The 17713-nt window shown below is 60.9% G+C and carries 17 protein-coding genes; 13 read left to right on the top strand and 4 right to left on the bottom strand.

Features of this window, described 5'->3' with window-relative positions; all coding sequences use genetic code 11:
- Positions 1-87: 87 nt before the first annotated feature.
- Positions 88-333, top strand: a complete 246-nt coding sequence (locus RLW55_RS11530) for a hypothetical protein (RefSeq protein ID WP_013948581.1) — start codon at positions 88-90, stop codon at positions 331-333.
- A gap of 24 nt (positions 334-357) precedes the next feature.
- Here the strand turns inward: RLW55_RS11530 and RLW55_RS11525 are convergent, their stop codons facing one another.
- Positions 358-1017: a LysE family translocator gene (locus RLW55_RS11525; RefSeq protein WP_409560653.1), complete on the bottom strand. Its 660-nt coding sequence runs from the start codon at positions 1015-1017 to the stop codon at positions 358-360.
- Positions 1018-1187: 170 nt separating this feature from the next.
- On the opposite strand from RLW55_RS11525, the gene RLW55_RS11520 reads away from it, so the two are divergent.
- The gene (locus tag RLW55_RS11520; protein WP_409560654.1) at positions 1188-1718 is read left to right on the top strand and encodes a hypothetical protein; all 531 of its coding nucleotides are present in this window, start codon (positions 1188-1190) and stop codon (positions 1716-1718) included.
- A 124-nt stretch (positions 1719-1842) separates the two neighbouring features.
- On the top strand, positions 1843-2601 hold the full coding sequence (locus RLW55_RS11515) for a L,D-transpeptidase (protein WP_409560655.1): 759 nt from the start codon (positions 1843-1845) through the stop codon (positions 2599-2601).
- Between the two features lie 11 nt (positions 2602-2612).
- On the opposite strand, the gene RLW55_RS11510 is transcribed toward RLW55_RS11515, so the two are convergent.
- Positions 2613-3947, bottom strand: a complete 1335-nt coding sequence (locus RLW55_RS11510; RefSeq protein ID WP_423414264.1) for a dihydroorotase — start codon at positions 3945-3947, stop codon at positions 2613-2615.
- An 81-nt stretch (positions 3948-4028) separates the two neighbouring features.
- Here RLW55_RS11510 and RLW55_RS11505 point away from each other — a divergent pair, with 81 nt between their 5' ends.
- The 8 genes from RLW55_RS11505 (at position 4029) to RLW55_RS11470 (ending at position 11473) form a co-directional block, all read left to right on the top strand.
- The gene (locus RLW55_RS11505) at positions 4029-4940 is read left to right on the top strand and encodes a YgfZ/GcvT domain-containing protein (RefSeq protein WP_409560657.1); all 912 of its coding nucleotides are present in this window, start codon (positions 4029-4031) and stop codon (positions 4938-4940) included.
- Positions 4940-5545 carry a DNA-3-methyladenine glycosylase I gene (locus tag RLW55_RS11500; protein WP_414463269.1) on the top strand — a complete coding sequence of 202 codons (606 nt, stop codon included), beginning with the start codon at positions 4940-4942 and terminating at the stop codon, positions 5543-5545. Before RLW55_RS11505 ends, RLW55_RS11500 begins: the two co-directional genes overlap by 1 nt.
- Positions 5542-6150: a hydrolase gene (locus RLW55_RS11495; protein WP_414464643.1), complete on the top strand. Its 609-nt coding sequence runs from the start codon at positions 5542-5544 to the stop codon at positions 6148-6150. The genes RLW55_RS11500 and RLW55_RS11495 overlap by 4 nt, the downstream gene beginning before the upstream one ends.
- Before the next feature lie 108 nt (positions 6151-6258).
- Positions 6259-7317, top strand: coding sequence for an NUDIX hydrolase (locus tag RLW55_RS11490; RefSeq protein ID WP_414463270.1), 1059 nt, complete (start codon positions 6259-6261; stop codon positions 7315-7317).
- 186 nt (positions 7318-7503) lie between these two features.
- A complete protein-coding gene (gene nadA / locus RLW55_RS11485) occupies positions 7504-8562 on the top strand; it encodes a quinolinate synthase NadA (RefSeq protein ID WP_423414263.1) in 1059 nt (352 codons plus the stop codon).
- Positions 8563-8608: 46 nt separating this feature from the next.
- Positions 8609-10267 (top strand): L-aspartate oxidase, encoded by a 1659-nt coding sequence (locus tag RLW55_RS11480; RefSeq protein WP_423414262.1) that lies wholly within the window; start codon positions 8609-8611, stop codon positions 10265-10267.
- 22 nt (positions 10268-10289) lie between these two features.
- Positions 10290-11162 (top strand): carboxylating nicotinate-nucleotide diphosphorylase, encoded by an 873-nt coding sequence (gene nadC, locus RLW55_RS11475; RefSeq protein ID WP_423414261.1) that lies wholly within the window; start codon positions 10290-10292, stop codon positions 11160-11162.
- Between the two features lie 77 nt (positions 11163-11239).
- Positions 11240-11473 (top strand): hypothetical protein, encoded by a 234-nt coding sequence (locus tag RLW55_RS11470; RefSeq protein WP_409560662.1) that lies wholly within the window; start codon positions 11240-11242, stop codon positions 11471-11473.
- Here RLW55_RS11470 and ppdK read toward each other — a convergent pair.
- A complete protein-coding gene (gene ppdK, locus RLW55_RS11465; protein ID WP_423414260.1) occupies positions 11470-14181 on the bottom strand; it encodes a pyruvate, phosphate dikinase in 2712 nt (903 codons plus the stop codon). The two genes, RLW55_RS11470 and ppdK, sit on opposite strands and share 4 nt — an antisense overlap.
- 146 nt (positions 14182-14327) lie before the next feature.
- Here ppdK and RLW55_RS11460 point away from each other — a divergent pair, with 146 nt between their 5' ends.
- Positions 14328-15731, top strand: coding sequence for a dipeptidase (locus tag RLW55_RS11460; protein WP_414463275.1), 1404 nt, complete (start codon positions 14328-14330; stop codon positions 15729-15731).
- Between the two features lie 57 nt (positions 15732-15788).
- Entirely contained in the window at positions 15789-16769 is a 981-nt protein-coding gene (locus RLW55_RS11455) for a ribonuclease T2 family protein (protein WP_423414259.1), read from the top strand.
- Positions 16770-16846: 77 nt separating this feature from the next.
- Here the strand turns inward: RLW55_RS11455 and RLW55_RS11450 are convergent, their stop codons facing one another.
- Positions 16847-17602 carry a hypothetical protein gene (locus tag RLW55_RS11450; RefSeq protein ID WP_423414258.1) on the bottom strand — a complete coding sequence of 252 codons (756 nt, stop codon included), beginning with the start codon at positions 17600-17602 and terminating at the stop codon, positions 16847-16849.
- Positions 17603-17713: the final 111 nt, after the last annotated feature.

Below are 17713 nucleotides of genomic sequence, written 5' to 3'. Positions count from 1 at the left end.
ACCTACCGCAAATTGTCGTGCTAGGTGACAATGGATGGGGGCCGCCCGTGCGTGGCGGTCAGGGTTGAGGGAAGGATTGTAAACGGTATGCAGTGTTTCGAGGATCTCGATACGAAAAATCCGACGTTAAAGGCGCTCGATCTAATCCTCGCTGCTTGGGATGAAGGGGTGGATACCGGCGTTGAGCCGCAGCAGATGGCCTACGCGGCTCTGTTCACTGCGCTCACCGATCTCGTCGCGATCTATGGCGAGGACGCCGTCATTCATTTGACGCGCGGTCTGGAGAAGCGCGTCGTCGAGGGGGAATTCACGCTGGCGCGGCGCGACCAGTAAAGCGCCGCAATCGGGGAAGCGGCGTCAGAAACGTCCAGCCTTCCAGATGACTTCAGCGATCAGCACCGCACCGAAGATCGCGAGCAGCAGGCCCGCGATCCGGTTGATGCGGTTGAGCATGCGCAGATCGATGTGGTGACGGTAGCGCCCGATCAGGTTCGAGAGCGCGACCCACCACAGCATGCTGCCACTGGCAATTGCCGCTACCAGAAGAAGCACATCGATCGTCGAGTGAACCTCGACGAACGTGCTGATGCCTCCGAAAACCGCGAAAAGCCCGAGGACGGCTCCCGGATTGGTGATCGTCAGAAAAAAAGTCTGCGGGATGTCCCAGACAAAATCCTTCAAACGGGCAGAAGAACCATCAGTGTCCAGTTTGAGCCGCGGGGCGCTGAAATAAAGACGCATTCCGAACGCCACCAGCGCGACGCCGCCGACCACCTGGATCACGGCGCGATGCGTTTCGACGACGCCTGAGATTGAGCCGACGCCCAGGCCAGCGCACAACGCGATCAGGGCGTCTCCCGTCACCGAGCCGATGCCGGCCGCTATGCCGCCCCAAAAGCCGCGTTCGATCGCCCGCTGGATGCACAGAACGTTGACAGGGCCGACCGGGGCCGCAATGAGCATTCCGACAATCAGGCCGACCGGAATGATGAGCGGATTGGGGATGTAACTCAGCAAGGGGCAGAAGCTCGATGTCGGAAGTGGACTTCACCAGCGGCGGCAGGCAGACGCGCATCCTCCGCATCGATCGGAACGGGAGGAAAGCGCAGCAGCAGCGATGGCAAGCGCTCCCCCGAGCGGTGTGGAAAAGACATCAGCAGTTGGTCCCGTCAGCGTCCTTGACGACAATGGCGCGCACTCTCCTACTCGTAGTTGCGGCCGGCGCGCTTGTCTATGTCTCAAGGGCGCACGCGGAAGGTGTTCGCGGTCCAAAGCTTCCCGATCATGTGGCCGATGTGCGCGACGCAATCCTAACGGCGGCGCGCTCGGGCGATATCAACGAGTTGCAATCGGCCTTCGAGGTCAGCGGCAACATTCCCGATCTCGGCATCTCGCCACGCTCCGATCCCATTAAAGTTTTGAAAGACAGGTCGGCTGATCCACTGGGCCGCGATACGCTCGCGGCGATCGTCGAAATGCTGGACATGCCGCCGTCGACACTGCCGTTCGGCAACGACATCGAGAATAATCTGATCTACGTCTGGCCATATCTCTCGACGCGCCAGCTCGACAAGCTGACACCGGCCGAACAAGTCGATCTCTATCGACTGGTGACACCAGAACTCGCCGCGGAAATGCGCAAGAAGAAGCGCTGGCTGTGGTGGCGCATCGTGATTTCAGCCGATGGGACATGGACGCTGTTTAGGAAGGGCACCTAATCTGTTGGTGCTTTCCGTTGCTTAGCTTGCATATACCGTCCAATTGCCGCAGAGGGGTGGTCACCGCCGCGGCTTGACTGTATTCCGCTTGTCACATTTTACGTGAGAGCGAGGGTCTAGTTTCATGAAACGTTTGTCGCTTTTGGCGGCCATTATTTTTGGCTGCGTCCTGGCCGCACCGGCCTATGCCTTTCATCCGGCCGACGAAACGTACGGCTACGTTCCGCCGAAAAAATTCGCCCGCAAGCCCAGTGCGAAAACCGATGCCGACAACAGCCAAGCTCTGTTCGGCATGGGCTGGGACTGGGGCCGCCCGCAAAAGTCGCATGACGACGATGAAGACGACGAGCGCGCCGACAACAAGCAATCGCTGACGGGCGGCGGCCAGCCGCGCATCGCGGCCAAGGCGCCGCCGAAGGTTTCGTTCCGCAGCGGCTATGCGCCGGGTTCGATCATTATCGATACGGCCGGGCGGCACCTCTACTACGTGCTGTCGTCGAAAGCCGCCTACCGTTATCCGATCGCCGTCGGCAAGCAGGGCTTTGCTTGGTCGGGCACGGAAAAGATCTCGAAGAAGGTTGCGTGGCCCGACTGGATTCCGCCTGCTGAAATGCGGGCTCGAAAGCCTGGACTTCCGGTCCGGATGTCGGGCGGCGTGCGCAATCCACTCGGCGCCATGGCGCTCTATCTCGGCAACACGCTCTATCGCATTCATGGCACGAACGATGCGTCGTCGATCGGGACGGCATCCTCGTCGGGCTGCATCCGCATGACGAACGCCAACGTGATGCATCTCGCAAGCATCGCCGATGTCGGGACGACGGTGTACGTCCTGAAGCGGCTGCCGGGGAACCTGTCGCGCGTTGCGGACCGCGACGGCTGAACCTTGGCGGCTTAGCCGGGGTAACCTTCGAGAAAGCCGACGGGCTCTCCATGGGCGGGACTGACAATCTCGCCTTCCCACATCACCTTCCGGCCGCGGACGAACGTCCCGACCGGCCAGCCCTTCACCTGGACGCCATCGTACGGCGTCCAGGCGGCACGGCTCTCGATCCAGGCGTTCGAGATCGTCTCTGTGCGGCTTAAATCAACGACGGTCAGGTCGGCATCGTAGCCGACAGCGATGCGGCCCTTGCCGCGAATGCCGAACAGGCGCTGCGGGCCGTGGCTCGTCAAATCGACGAAGCGCTGAAGCGACAAGCGCCCGGCATTGACGTGGTCAAGCATGATCGGCACCAGCGTCTGCACGCCCGTCATGCCCGAATGCGTATCGGGATAGACGTGGTCTTTTTCTTCGCGTGTGTGCGGGGCGTGGTCGGAGCCGAGCACATCGACGACGCCGGACTCGAGCGCGGCCCAGATCGCTGCACGATGGCGCGCGTCGCGAACGGGCGGGTTCATCTGCACATAGGTGCCGAGGCGTTCGTAACACTCGGGGCCTTCGAGCGTGAGATGGTGCGGCGTGACTTCTACGGTCGCGTAATTCTTGTGATGCTTCAGGAAGTCCATTTCGTCCGCCGTCGAGACGTGCAGAACGTGGACGCGCTTGCCGTGCTTCTCAGCAAGGCCGACGAGCTTCTTGGTTGCGATCAGAGCAGCCTCGGGGTCACGCCATTCGGGATGCGAAGACGGATCGCCTTTGCGGCGCAAATGCATCCGCGATTTCAGCCGCGCCTCGTCTTCGGCATGAAACGACGCACGGCGCGAGATCCTGGCGATGATCTTGTCTAGCGAGACGCCGTCATCGACCAGAAGATCGCCGGTCGACGAGCCCATGAAGACCTTCATGCCGGCCGAGCCTTCGAGCTTCTCGAAATCGGGGATGTCGGCGATGTTGTCGCGCGTGCCGCCGACGAAGAAGGCGAAGTCGCAGAACATGCGGTGACGGGCGCGGCGCACCTTGTCGGCCAGCATCTCGGCGCTCGTCGTCAGCGGCTTGGTGTTCGGCATCTCGAAAACGGCCGTGACGCCACCTGCGACAGCTGCGCGGCTGCCTGTCGCCAAGTCTTCCTTATGCTCCAGGCCCGGCTCGCGGAAATGGACCTGAGTATCAATGACGCCCGGCAGAATGTGCAGGCCCTGGGCTTCGATGATCTCAGGCGCGGACACCGAGCCCAGCTCGCCGATTGCCGCGATCCGGCCGCCCGATATGGCGATGTCGCGAATGCCCTCGCCGTCATGGTTGACGACGGTCGCACCGCGGATCACGAGGTCGAACGTCTCAGCCATGTCGGGGAACTCCTCAGTCTTGCCATCAAGCGGAACCCCGCATACGTAACTCTCTTTCCGTTTGCAACCGAGCGTGAGCCGATGTCTGCCGCAAAGATAGCGCGACTTGCCGACCGCGGTGTCGTCAGCGTGACCGGCGCCGACAGCGAAAAGCTGCTCCAGGGGCTGGTGACCAACGATCTCCAGGGCCTCGCTGAGGGGGAGGCCCGGCACGCCGCCCTGCTCGCCCCTCAGGGCAAAATTCTCTTCGACTTTTTTGTCGTCCGCCACGGCGACGGCTATCTGCTCGACGTCGCGCGGGCCAAGGCGGCCGAACTCGCCAAGCGGATGGCGATGTATAAACTCCGCGCCGACGTCACGATCACGGATGTTTCGGATTCTTTCAAAGTCTTCGCGCTGTGGGGAGCTGATTCGAAAATGCTCGCGGAAGGGCGCGGCATTTCGTTCCCGGACCCGCGTCATCGGGGCATCGGCCTAAGACTTTTGGCCAGCCCTCATGAAAATTTTTTGTCGTCCGATGGCGCAGAATCGGAGGGTGATTCGCGCCTCGCCTACGACGCACTTCGCATTGAATACGGAATTCCCGAAGGTGGCAAAGACTACGAATTCGGCGATGCTTATCCGCATGAAGCCGATTTCGATTTGCTCAATGGCGTGTCCTTTACCAAAGGCTGTTTCATCGGGCAGGAAGTGGTCGCGCGGATGCAAAACAAAACACTGGTGCGTAAGCGCGCCGTCAAAATCTCCGCTAACGCACCGCTGGAGCCCAATTCGGAAATTCTTCTCGGCGATATTTCTGTCGGACGTGTCGGAACGGCGGACGGAACAAATGCAATTGCGATGCTTCGGCTGGATCGCGTTATCGAGGGAGAGCAGAAAAGTCTTCCGTTGACGGCGGGCGGAATTGCGATTGCTCCCGATGAGGATGCGATGAACCGCTATCGCTCCGCGGCCGCTGCGCGAGCATCCCAATCGACACGGCCGATATCGTAATGGCGGCGAAAGAGATCCATCGCTGCACGTGGGCCGGCACTGACGCGGACTACATCCGCTACCACGACGAAGAGTGGGGCGTGCCGATGACTGATGATCGTGCGCTGTTTGAAAAGCTCGTGCTGGAAGGCTTTCAAGCGGGCCTGTCGTGGATCACCATTTTGCGCAAGCGCGAGAATTTCCGCGCTGCGTTTCATAATTTCGATGCCGAGCGCATCTCGCGCTACACAGCGCGCGACGTCGAGCGGTTAATGAAGAACGAAGGCATCATCCGAAACCGCGCCAAGATCGAAGCTACGATCTCGAATGCGCAGGCATTTCTCACGTTGTCGGAGCACGCGCCGTTTTCGCAATATCTGTGGGGTTTTCTTGATGGCCGACCTATCGTCAACGAGATAACATCCTCAAAGGACATTCGCACCGAGACCGACGTCTCAAAACGAATGAGCAAGGCTCTGAAGGCCGATGGCTTCCGCTTCGTCGGATCGACCACGCTCTACGCCTTCATGCAGTCGACAGGCATGGTCAATGATCATCTCGTGACGTGCTTTCGATATGATCAGTGCGCGAAGCTTCAAAAGAAACTCAAGATCCCCGGATTATGACGTCATCAAACCAGTCGAAACCGCGCGCTTGGCAACGAATGCTCTCCGGCCGGCGGCTCGATCTGCTCTCACCCGACCCCAAAGACATCGAGATCGAAGACATTGCACACGGCTTGGCCCGCGTCGCGCGATGGAATGGGCAGACGCAAGGCTCCTATGCATTCTCGGTCGCACAGCATAGCCTTATCGTCACCGACATCGTTCATGCGCTGCAGCCAGAATACACGCATAATGAACTGCTTGCGGCGCTTTTGCACGACGCGCCAGAGTACGTCATTGGTGATCTTATTAGTCCGTTCAAAACGGCAATCGGCCTGGACTATAAGGCCTTCGAACACAAACTCCTCCAAGCGATCTATTGCCGGTTCGGAATTCGAGAACTAAGCCTTAGCGCAGCAGGCGCGATTAAACAGGCGGATACGGTTGCGGCCTACTACGAAGCAACTCGTTTAGCGGGCTTCGAAAAGTCGGAAGCGGAAACTTTTTTTGAAATTCCGAATTTACCAACGGAACTTCATAACGCCCTGGCCGTATTAAAACCCGTATCGGCGAGTGATGCCCAAACACTCTTTCTTGCCAAGTTCGCGGAATTGTTGCCGCACTGACAATCTGGCGTTTTTGGGGCTGTTTCGCGGTTTTCATTCAGAGGCTTATCTGAAAATCGCCATGATCGGCGACTAGCTCGCCTCATGGGGAGCACGGGGAAGATACACATGAACATGGAACTTTCTGGCCGGAGAAAACCGACGCCCGACAAGTCTCAGCGAGCTCCTGAAGATGAGCAGGATCATGAGCCGTCTGTCGGGATTGGCTTGAACGCGGCGATCGTCGCCGTGTCTGACAATGAGCCTGTGGCGCTGGTCGTCCGTGCCGAGCCGGACAGCATTGGCGCTACGGACATGCTGCCGTACGGGCCATTTAATCCGCGTGCGCATCGCACGCTCGAGAGTGGGCTTAGATCCTGGGTTCAAGACCAAACTGGTTTGGAACTCGGATATGCCGAGCAGCTCTATACGTTCGCCGATCGCGGCCGCCATCCCGAACCGGGCGATACGGCTCCGCATTTCATCTCGATCGGCTATCTCGCCTTAACGCAGGCGATCGGCCACCATGGACTGACCGATGGTCTGTGGCGTAGCTGGTATCAGTATTTCCCATGGGAAGACTGGCGCCGTGGCCGCCCGGAGATCATCGCCCGGGATATCGAGCCACGTCTCAAGGCATGGGCCGAACGGTCGTCCGGCAATGCCGCCACGTCCCAGCCGACGATCGCGCGTGCAGATCGCGCGCGGATCTGCTTTGGTCTCGACGGCACCGCCTGGGACGAAGAGAAAGTGCTTGAGCGGTTCGAACTGCTTTACGAGGCAGGTCTTGCCGAGGAAGCACTGCGCGACGATCGAGCGGCTGCGCGCGAGTGGACGGATCGTCCAAAACTCGGTCTGCCGATGCAGGCCGATCATCGGCGGATCCTGGCGACAGCGATCAGCCGTACACGCGCCAAGATCAAGTATCGCCCGGTCGTATTCGAACTGATGCCGGACGAGTTCACGCTGTATGAGCTGCAGAAGACCGTGGAAGCCATTCTCGGCCCGCATCTGCACAAGCAGAACTTTCGGCGCCTGGTTGAAGGCGCGGGCCTTGTCGAGCCCACGGGAGACGTCAAGACGCGCACCGGCGGCCGCCCGGCCAAGCTTTTCCGGTTCCGTCGCGAAGTGCTTTTGGAGCGCCCTGCTCCCGGCGTTCGGGTGTCAGCGCCGCCAAGCCGGAACTGATCCGACTTTCGTCGCATATCTGGGGCGGAACCCCCGCCCTAGAAATTCGTTCTCAACTCTATTATTTTAAACACGTTCAGGAATGCTCTTTTTGAGCATTCCTGCGTGAGGTGTGCACGGCAGGTTTGCCGGCGCGTTTCGTAAGCTAAATATGCTCTCTTCGAGCATATGTGGAGGGCACGAAGAATGGTTTCTGCGGTTTCGACATTGGCTCCTGCTTCCGCGACCCGCGAGAAAGCTCGGAAGCCGTTGCCCTATTCGTGGTCGCCTGCCCTCGAAAAGGAGATGGCGCCGCTTTATGCGCGCGTGAAGCACGTCATCACGCCGATGGAGTGGCCCTACTACGCGCCGCTGATCAAGGCGATCAACGAACTCAAAGTTCAGCGGAACGCCGTCATCCTGGCGCACAACTACATGACGCCGGAGATCTTCCACTGCGTTTCGGATTTTCGCGGCGACTCGCTGCAGCTCGCAAAAGAAGCGGCGCGCGTCGACGCAAAGGTGATCGTGCAGGCCGGCGTGCACTTCATGGCGGAAACATCGAAGCTGTTGTCCCCGGAAAAAACGGTTCTCATACCTGATATGCATGCGGGCTGTTCGTTGGCCTCGTCGATCACACCGGAAGACGTTCGCATGCTTCGCGAAGCTTATCCGGGCGTGCCGATCGTGACCTACGTCAACACGTCGGCGGCTGTGAAAGCGGAATGCGATATCACCTGCACATCGGCGAACGCCGTGAAAGTCGTCGAGAGCCTCGGCGTGCCGCGCGTCCTGTGCATACCCGACCAGTATCTGGCGAAATGGGTGCAATCTCAGACCAACGTCGAAGTGATCACGTGGAAAGGTTCGTGCGAGGTGCACGAGCGTTTCACGGGCGAGGAGCTTCAACGCATGCGCGCAGACGAGCCGGGTCTTAAGATCATCGCGCATCCGGAATGTCCGCCCGATGTCATCGCGGCGGCGGACTTTACGGGTTCGACGTCCGGCATGATTAAGTGGGTGAAAGACGAACATCCGCGCAAGGTGATGCTCGTCACGGAATGCTCGATGGCGTCGAATGTGGCCGTTGAGGCGCCCGAGGTCGAGTTCATCCGGCCGTGCAATCTCTGCCCGCACATGAAGCGCATCAGCCTGGAAAACATCTACGACAGCCTCGTGCATATGCAGCATGAGGTGACGGTCGATCCCGATATCGCTGCCCGTGCGCGCCGTGCGGTCGAGCGTATGGTCAATCTGACGAATTGAGAACGAACGAAGCGCCGGGGTCAACTTCGCCCAGGAGGGCAATTCAATGGCCGCACACAAGAAGCGCTATTCCGTAACGGACTTCAAAGGCTTCACGGGCGAGCCCGGCCCCGGTGACGTCGCCATTATCGGGGCCGGGCTTGCGGGTCTGTTTACGGCATTGAAGCTTGCGCCGCTGCCTGTGACGGTGATTGCCGCGGCGCCCCTCGGCGAGGGCGCATCGAGCATGTGGGCGCAAGGCGGCATCGCTGCCGCTGTCGGCGAAGGTGACAGCACGGCAAAGCATGCGGCCGATACGATCGAGGCGGGGGCCGGGATCGTCGATCCGGACGTCGCGCGCCTCGTTGCGGAGGAAGGTCCCGATCGCATTCGCGATCTGCTTGGCTATGGCGTGCCGTTCGATCGCGATCTCGAAGGCCATTACGTGCTTTCGAAGGAAGCAGCGCATTCGGAAAAGCGCGTCGTGCGCGTCTCCGGCGACAAGGCGGGCGCGGCGATCATGCAGGCGCTTATCGCAGCGGTTCGCGCAACGCCGTCAATCCGTGTACTGGAAGGTTACGAAGCGGATGATCTCATCGTCGCCGATGGCCGCATCGAAGGCGTTCGGCTGATCCGTCCGACAGCGCTTGGCAACGGCCGCTATGCCTTCGTGCCTGCTTCGGCGGTGGTGCTGGCAACGGGCGGCGTCGGCGCGTTGTTCGCACTGACGACAAACCCCTCCTACGCCAAAGGTGAAGCGCTGGCGATGGCGGCGCGCGCCGGTGCGGTTATTGCCGATCCGGAATTCGTGCAGTTCCATCCGACTGCAATCGATGCGGGCATCGATCCCGCTCCGCTGGCGACGGAAGCATTGCGCGGCGAAGGTGCGACGCTTGTCAATTCGGACGGCGAGCGCTTCATGCTGTCCATTGATCCACGCGGAGAGCTTGCCCCACGAGATGTCGTTGCGCGCGGCGTCTATAACGAACTCGCTGCCGGACGCCGTGTCTATCTCGACTGCCGTGCTGCGATCGGCATGCATTTCGAAAAAGAATTTCCGACCGTCTGGGGACATTGCCAGCGCGCCGGCATTGATCCGTCGAAGGATCTTATTCCGGTTGCTCCGGCCGAGCACTATCACATGGGCGGCATTGCAACTGACGCGCGTGGCCGCACGAGCCTTACGGGTCTTTGGGCCGTCGGCGAGGTTGCATCGACGGGCCTTCACGGCGCCAACCGGCTGGCTTCAAATTCGTTACTGGAAGCCGTCGTCTTTGGCGCGCGTGTCGCGAACGATATCCGCAAGCTGCTTCCGCATGATCGCGTCGGGCATTTCGTGGTGCCGCACCGCATTCCCGGCAGCGGGCGGGCGGCGGATACTGCCTCGCGGAAGGAAGCGATGCAGACGCTGCGCAATATCATGACGACGCACGTTGGCGTTCAACGCTCCAGTCGCGGTCTAAAAAGGGCACTCGCCGAACTGAAAGCGCTCGAGAAGAGCAACGCCAATGATCGCGTACTATCCAACATGCTGCTGGCCGCGCGATTGATTACGGCGGCAGCGCTGCTTCGCAAGGAGAGCCGTGGCGGCCACTATCGCGTCGACTATCCGCAAACCAATCCAGCTCTCGCGCAGCGTACGTTCATAACGCTCGCCGACCTCGATACGATGGATGACTCCGCAAAACAACGCTCCGCGGCGCCACCCCTGGCCGCATGCTCATGATCAAAGTCCCGCAAGTTCGCCAATGATGCTTTCCCATAATCTTGTTCTCACCGCCGTTCGCGCTGCGCTTGCCGAAGATCTCGGCCTCAGCGGCGACATTACAACGAATGCGACCGTCCGTGCCGACGTTCGTGCGGATGCGCTGCTTGTGGCGCGAACGCCCGGCGTCGTTGCAGGGATCGCGCTCGCCGAAGCAGCATTCCGGGAACTCGATCCCGATTGCAGTTTTGAGGTCGATATCGACGACGGAGCAAGCATCGTTGCCGACGATACGGTTGCCCGGATTAGCGGCAATGCCCGCGCCATTCTCACGGCCGAGCGCGTCGCCCTCAATTTCATGGGCCGAATGTGCGGGATCGCAACACTGACGCGGCGCTATGTCGAAGCGACGGCAGGAACGAAGGCGAAAATCGTCGATACGCGCAAGACAACGCCCGGACTTCGCGTCTTCGAAAAATACGCGGTGCGCTGCGGCGGCGGCCACAACCATCGCTTCGGGCTATTCGACGCCATCCTCATCAAAGACAATCACATCGTCGCCGCCGGTGGTGTCGCCGAGGCGATCAAGGCTGCCCGCGACGCGGCCGGTCATATGACGAAGATCGAAGTCGAGGTCGACACGCTCGAACAGCTTGACGTCGTCATGCGGGAAAAAGTCGATTGCGTGCTGCTCGACAACATGACCCCGCAGGGATTGCGAGCGGCCGTCGCGACGGTCGCCGGGCGCTGCCTGACCGAAGCCTCGGGCGGCGTTAACCTCGATACCGTCAAGGAAATTGCCGCAAGCGGCGTTGATTTGATTTCGGTCGGTGCGCTGACGCATTCGGCGCCCGTTCTCGACCTGGGACTTGATTTCATCTCGGCACCGCAAAAGAGTTCCGGCCGCCCTGCTTGAATTCGCCATAGTCGGCTCGCATCTGGCTGACTGTGGTAGAAACTCTGAGTCTCGGGCGCGGGTTTGGGAGAATCGGCATGTCGATGGCAATGCAATGGATCGTGCTTTGGGGCGGGATCGCAATCGCAGCCTCGGTCTTTGCGGCCGTCCTCGCAGGCATCAAGAATCGCGATCTGTCGTACTGGACAGCGTGGAGCTTCCTGGTGCCGCCGTTCGCACTTTGGCTGCTGCTCTTGCCGCGAAACAAGGGTCCGCGGCCGCGCCGGCCGACACTCGATGAAATCGACAGGCACGAAAACGGGCCGCTCTAGGACGCCGCCTGCTCGCGCCGTTTCCTGCGGATCGCTGCCTGTGCTGCTGCCAAACGCGCGATCGGCACGCGATACGGCGAGCACGATACGTAGTCGAGATTGACCGTTTCGAAGAAGTAGATCGACCTCGGATCGCCGCCGTGTTCGCCGCAGATGCCAGTCTTGATGCCTGGCTTGACGGACCGGCCGCGATCAACACCGATTTTCACCAATTCGCCGACGCCGAGCTGATCGATCGAAACGAACGGATCGGTCGTGATGACTTCGTGCTCAAGGTAGTTCGATAGAATTGGCGCGGCGTCATCGCGCGACAGGCCGAGCACAGTCTGCGTCATGTCGTTGGTGCCGAAGGAGAAGAAGTCGGCCCCTTTCTCGCCTGCAGCGATATCGGCGGCGCGTAACGCCGCGCGAGGCAACTCAATCATCGTGCCGACGGCGTAGGGAATGGTGACGCCCGTCTCCTCTTCCACGGCCTTTGCAGTCGCCGTGATGACGTCGCGCAGAATATCGAGCTCGCGACGATAGGCGATGAACGGGATCATGATTTCGGGATGGACCGCGTCGCCCGTTTTCTTCTGCGCATTGATCGCCGCTTCGAAGATGGCGCGCGTTTGCATACGCGTGATCTCAGGAAACTTGATGCCGAGACGGCAGCCACGGAACCCAAGCATCGGGTTGAATTCCTCAAGCTCGGCGACGCGGGCTTTCAGGCGCATCAGATCCATGCCCAACGCGGCCGCGACCTGCGCGGCCTCGCGATCTTCGTGCGGCAGGAATTCGTGCAGCGGCGGATCGAGCAAGCGGATCGTGACCGGCAATCCCGCCATGATCTCGAACAGCTCTTCGAAGTCGGCGCGCTGGACGGGAAGCAGCTTGTCGAGCGCCTGCTGGCGGCCCTCTTCGTCTTCCGCGCAAATCATCTCGCGGACGGCAAGAATGCGCTTTTCCTCGAAGAACATATGCTCGGTACGGCAGAGTCCGATGCCTTCGGCGCCGAACGCGCGGGCCTGACGGGCATCGCGCGGCGTGTCAGCGTTGGTGCGCACTTTCATGCGTCGCGTCTTGTCCGCCCATTCCATGACGGTCGCGAACGTGCCGGAAAGCTGCGGCGGCAGCATCTTGGCTTTGCCCGCGTAGACGCGGCCGGAGCTGCCGTCGATCGAGATGATGTCGCCGGATTTGAAGGTACGCGTGCCGGCCCGCATGGTGCCGGCGTTGGCATCGATGCGAAGGGTTCCGGCGCCAGAGACGCAGGGCCGGCCCATGCCGCGCGCGACGACGGCGGCGTGGCTCGTCATGCCGCCTCGCGCCGTCAAAACCCCGACGGCTGCGTGCATGCCGTGAACGTCTTCCGGGCTCGTCTCGGAGCGCACGAGGATGACGTCGCGGCCCTTAGCCTTCAGCGCCTCGGCCATTTCAGAATGGAAAACGATTTCTCCGGATGCGGCACCAGGAGACGCGGGCAAGCCTTTGGCGATCAGGTCATGGTCGGCCGACGGGTCGATCGCGGGGTGCAGCAATTGATCGAGCTGCGCGGGCTCGACGCGCAGAATGGCTTCATCCTGTGAGATCAGGCCTTCTGCCGCCAGATCGACGGCAACGCGGAGCGCGGCTTCCGTCGTGCGCTTTCCAGACCGCGTCTGCAGAATCCAGAGCCTGCCGATCTGGACAGTGAACTCGACGTCCTGCATGTCGCGATAATGGCGTTCCAGGCGGTCGAAGATGTTCTTGAGTTCGGCAAAGACGTCGGGCATCGCGACTTCTAGCGACGTCTCGGCCTCACCGGCTGCGCTCTTTTTCGTCAACGCGTGCGGGGTGCGAATGCCGGCGACGACATCTTCACCCTGGGCATTGGGAAGATACTCGCCGAAGATTTCTTTCTCGCCCGTCGATGGGTTTCGCGTGAAGGCGACGCCTGTCGCGGAGTTGTCACCCAGGTTGCCGAAAACCATTGCCTGAACGGTGACGGCGGTCCCCCAATCCTCAGGAATGTCATGCAGCCGGCGATACGTCTCCGCGCGCGGATTGTCCCAGGAATTGAAGACGGCGGCGATGGCGCCCCAGAGCTGCTCGCTGGTGTCCTGCGGAAACGGCGCGCCGTGCTCGCGCTCTATCGCGGCCTTATAGTCGGCAATGATTTCGTGCCAGGCTTCGGCGTCGAGGTCGGTGTCGGCGGCGAAGCCGTTCAGGTTCTTGAAATTTTCGAGAATATCTTCGAACGCACCGTGATCGACACCCAGGACGACGTCGCCGTACATTTGAATGAAGCGGCGATAGCTGTCGAACGCGAAGCGCGGGTCGCCAGTCAGCGCGGCGAGCCCTTCGACCGTTTTATCGTTCAAACCGAGATTGAGGATCGTATCCATCATGCCGGGCATCGACGCACGCGAGCCGGAGCGGACGGAAACGAGCAGCGGCCGCGTCTCGTCGCCGAATTTGGCCGACACGGTCTCGCCGACGGCGTCGAGCGCCTGGAGCACCTCGCCTTTCAGCTCTTCCGGCAGCTGGTGGCCTGCGGCAAAGAAAGCCTTACAAACCTCGGTCGTGATCGTGAATCCGGGCGGCACGGGAAGGTCGAGCGCCGCCATCTCGGCAAGATTGGCACCCTTACCGCCCAGCAGTTCGGACATCTCGGCGCTGCCTTCGGCCCTTCCAGGTACGAAAGCGTAAACCCATTTCTTTTTGCCGTCGGCGTTCGGCTGTGCCATCAGACCTCCGATGCGGTCTTTTTACTGCCCATCATTCCTTTCAGGAGTGATGGGCGTCAGGGAGAGGTGCCATAGCAAATGAGGCCCCGCATTCCTAGCGCCGCCTGATCCTGCCCCGCTGGCAACACGTCGGAAAGTCTGTCGCAATGAGCAAGCTCGAAACCGTTCTCGATACCTTGGGCCAGTCAAAATCGGCCGGACTTGACCGATTGTTCCAGCTTCTGCGCATCGACAGCATCTCGACCGATCCCGGCCACAAGGCGAGTTGCCTCAGGGCTGCGGAATGGTGCGCGGCGACGTTAAAAGACATCGGCTTTGCGGAAGCCAAGGTTGTGCCAACAAGCGGCCATCCGATGGTCGTGGCGCACGACCGGCCGAAGCGCGACCCCAACATGCCGCACGTCCTGTTCTACGGACATTACGACGTGCAGCCGCCGGATCCTCTCGACCTCTGGAAAACGCCGCCGTTCGAGCCGCGGATCGAAAGCGATCTCGTCAACGGCGAGGTGATCGTGGCGCGCGGCGCAGAAGACAACAAAGGTCAGCTCATGACCTTTTTCGAAGCGGCGCGGGCCTGGAAGAAGGTCGCGGGCGAATTGCCGATCGCCGTCTCGGTGTTGATCGAGGGCGAAGAAGAGTGCGGCTCGCCGTCGCTGCCGGCGTTCCTCGCCTCGCACGGCGATGAACTCAAGGCCGATCTCGTTCTGGTCTGTGACACGGGACAATGGGACAAGGACACCCCTGCCATCACGACGATGCTGCGCGGACTTGTCGGCGACGAACTCGTCATTACCGGACCGACGCGCGATCTGCATTCGGGCATCTACGGCGGCCCCGTCGCGAACCCCATTCGCGTGCTGGCGAAGGTGATGGCCGCACTCCACGACGATACCGGCAAGATCGCCGTTCCGGGATTCTACGACGGCGTTCAAGAGCCGACAGCAGAGCAGCTCGCGCAGTGGCAGGCACTTGGCGTGCGCGCGCAGTCGTTCCTCGGCTCGGTTGGATTGTCAGTGCCTGCAGGCGAGAAAGGCCGCTCCGTCATTGAGCAACTGTGGTCGCGCCCGACGCTTGAATTCAACGGTGTGACGGGCGGCTACCAGGGCATCGGCTCGAAGACCGTGATCCCGGCGAAAGCCTCGGTGAAGATCACGTGCCGATTGGTGTCCGGCCAAGATCCCGAGCACGTCATGAAATCGATCCGCGATTACGTCGCGACGCTTATTCCAGCCGACTGCAAGGCGACCTGGCTCGGCCATCACGGCTCAGGCGCGATCATGTTCGATACCAACGACCCGACGATGCGCGCGGCGGCCAAGGCGCTGGAAGAAGAATGGGGCAAGCCCACGGTGCTGATGGGCAGCGGCGCCTCGATCCCGATTGTCTCTTCGTTCCGCGATGCGCTTGGCATGGACAGCCTGATGGTCGGCTTCGGATTGGACGACGACCGCATTCATTCGCCCAACGAGAAATACAATATCCGAAGCTTCGAGAAGGGTGCGCGGAGCTGGGCGCGTATTCTTGCAGCGCTCGCCAAACCTGGTACGTGAGGCTACCGAAACCGTCCGCTCACGCCGCATCTTGCGTGCGATGTCAGAGAAAGAGAAATGCTCAAACCTCATTTATTTCTGACGGTTTTAGTGCTCGTGGCTCTTGGCGCTTACTTTGCCCACTTTATGAGCGAGCGGCCCGAGATATATCCGTTGCCCGGCCGCACCGCCGACGGTGGCAAAGGAACAACAGGATCCAGCGCCGGTACGAGCGGCAACGGAAATTCCAATCTCTCCGGCCGCGATGCCCGAAACAAACAGGCGTACAACGACGACGACCGTTGGAACGAGAACTCCGACGACGATAGCGACCAGCGAAACGTTCCGGGCCAGTTTGACTACTACGCGCTGGTTCTCTCATGGAGCCCGACCTACTGCTCCGACCAGGGACGCGATGACGACACGCAGTGCAATCGCCGCGACGGCCGTCGCCACTCGTTCGTGTTGCATGGTCTCTGGCCGCAGTATGACAGCGGCTATCCGTCGAACTGCCGCCTTCCGAGGCGGCCGTTCGTTCCTGATCCCGTGATCAACAACATGCTCGACATCATGCCTAGCCGTGGCTTGGTCATTCACGAGTACCGCGCCCACGGGACATGCTCGGGTCTCAACCCGATGCAGTACTTCGCGCTGGCACGCCGCCTGTTCGACGGCATCAACATTCCTGAGCGCTTCAACAATCCGTTTGAGTCGCAGATCCTGTCGGCGGCCGACGTCAAACGAGTCTTCCTGCAGGCCAACCCTCAATTCAGTCCCGATATGATGACCGTCGTCTGCGGCGGCGCAGGCGGCATGCTGCGGGAAGTGCGGCTTTGCCTGACGAAGGACGGCGCACCGCGCCGTTGCGGCCAGAACGAAACGCGACGCAATCTCTGCACGGCCAACCAAGTCTTCGTGCCGCCAGCCCGCTCGACGGCGCGCAACTGGCAGAACCAACAGCAGATCCAGTTGCCGACGCCACCGGGAAACAATGCACAAGGCGGCGACCATCTGCCGGGGCCGCAGATGAATTACAATTACGGGCGCAGCACGCAGTGAAGCTTCGAAGGTCGTGTGATTGGCGTCGGCCAACGAGGCGCGCCGTGCCCTTTCCCGCTCTCCTCGCGTGGTTGCCGTCAGGCAACCTTGCGAATGCGCTCAGGCCGCCAGGAACGCGGTGCATCGGCGATCCAGCCGACGCTGGTCGGCGCTCGCAGCGATTCGATCGCCATAGGATTGATGCTCCAGCCGCCGGAAATCGCGGAGACGTGCTCTTCGGTCGGGTAGAGCTGTAGCTCGCCGCCGAGGTCTCCGTGGCGGTCGCGGATGCCCCTGATTTCGATGAACGACAGGCCGAGCTGGCGTTCTTCTTGCGACAGATTGCCGGCATTCCAGATCACGCCCCCATCGCCAACCGCAAAGGCCCGGACGCGCCGGCCCTTTTCAAAGCGCGCCCAGGCGTAGAAGTCGATGATCGGGAATGACGCGAAATACTGAACGGCTGGGAATTCGATCGCGAGATGCCGAAGCAGCGGCGTCATCTTATCGATAAACGACTCACTGGACGGAATAGGAAGCGACTCGGCAGCGACGAGCGTCCAGCCCTTGATCGGCGGGCCGATGAAAACGAGCCCGTTCGAGATCTCCGAATCGTAAATTGCACCTACGCCAGAATTCCAGTTGGCAGGCCGAAGCCGGACAAGTCCGAGCGCCGCCGCTACGGCCGCCCGATCGTTTGATTTGATCGCAAGCCAAGCCATATCGTGCCCGAAGGCGCGCGGTCGGTCTGGATTATCGGCAAGGCGGACATGATGCGGCACGAGCCGCGGCACGATGATGGTCGCGGCGGCAATAGTGGTCAGAGAAACGAGAGCAATGACCGTTAGGAGCACGGACCGGACCGCACGATGCCAGAAACCTCACTACAATCTCTGAGCTGAGTTGCGGCAATTCTCAAGCGGCCTTGAGCAATTCGCTTGGTGAAAAACATTATCTGCATAAAG

Origin of the sequence: Hyphomicrobium sp. B1, assembly GCF_049532635.1 — a bacterium.
Taxonomy (GTDB): domain Bacteria; phylum Pseudomonadota; class Alphaproteobacteria; order Rhizobiales; family Hyphomicrobiaceae; genus Hyphomicrobium_B.
Note: the sequence above shows the minus strand (reverse complement) of the source record. Positions and strands in the feature narration are given on the sequence as shown.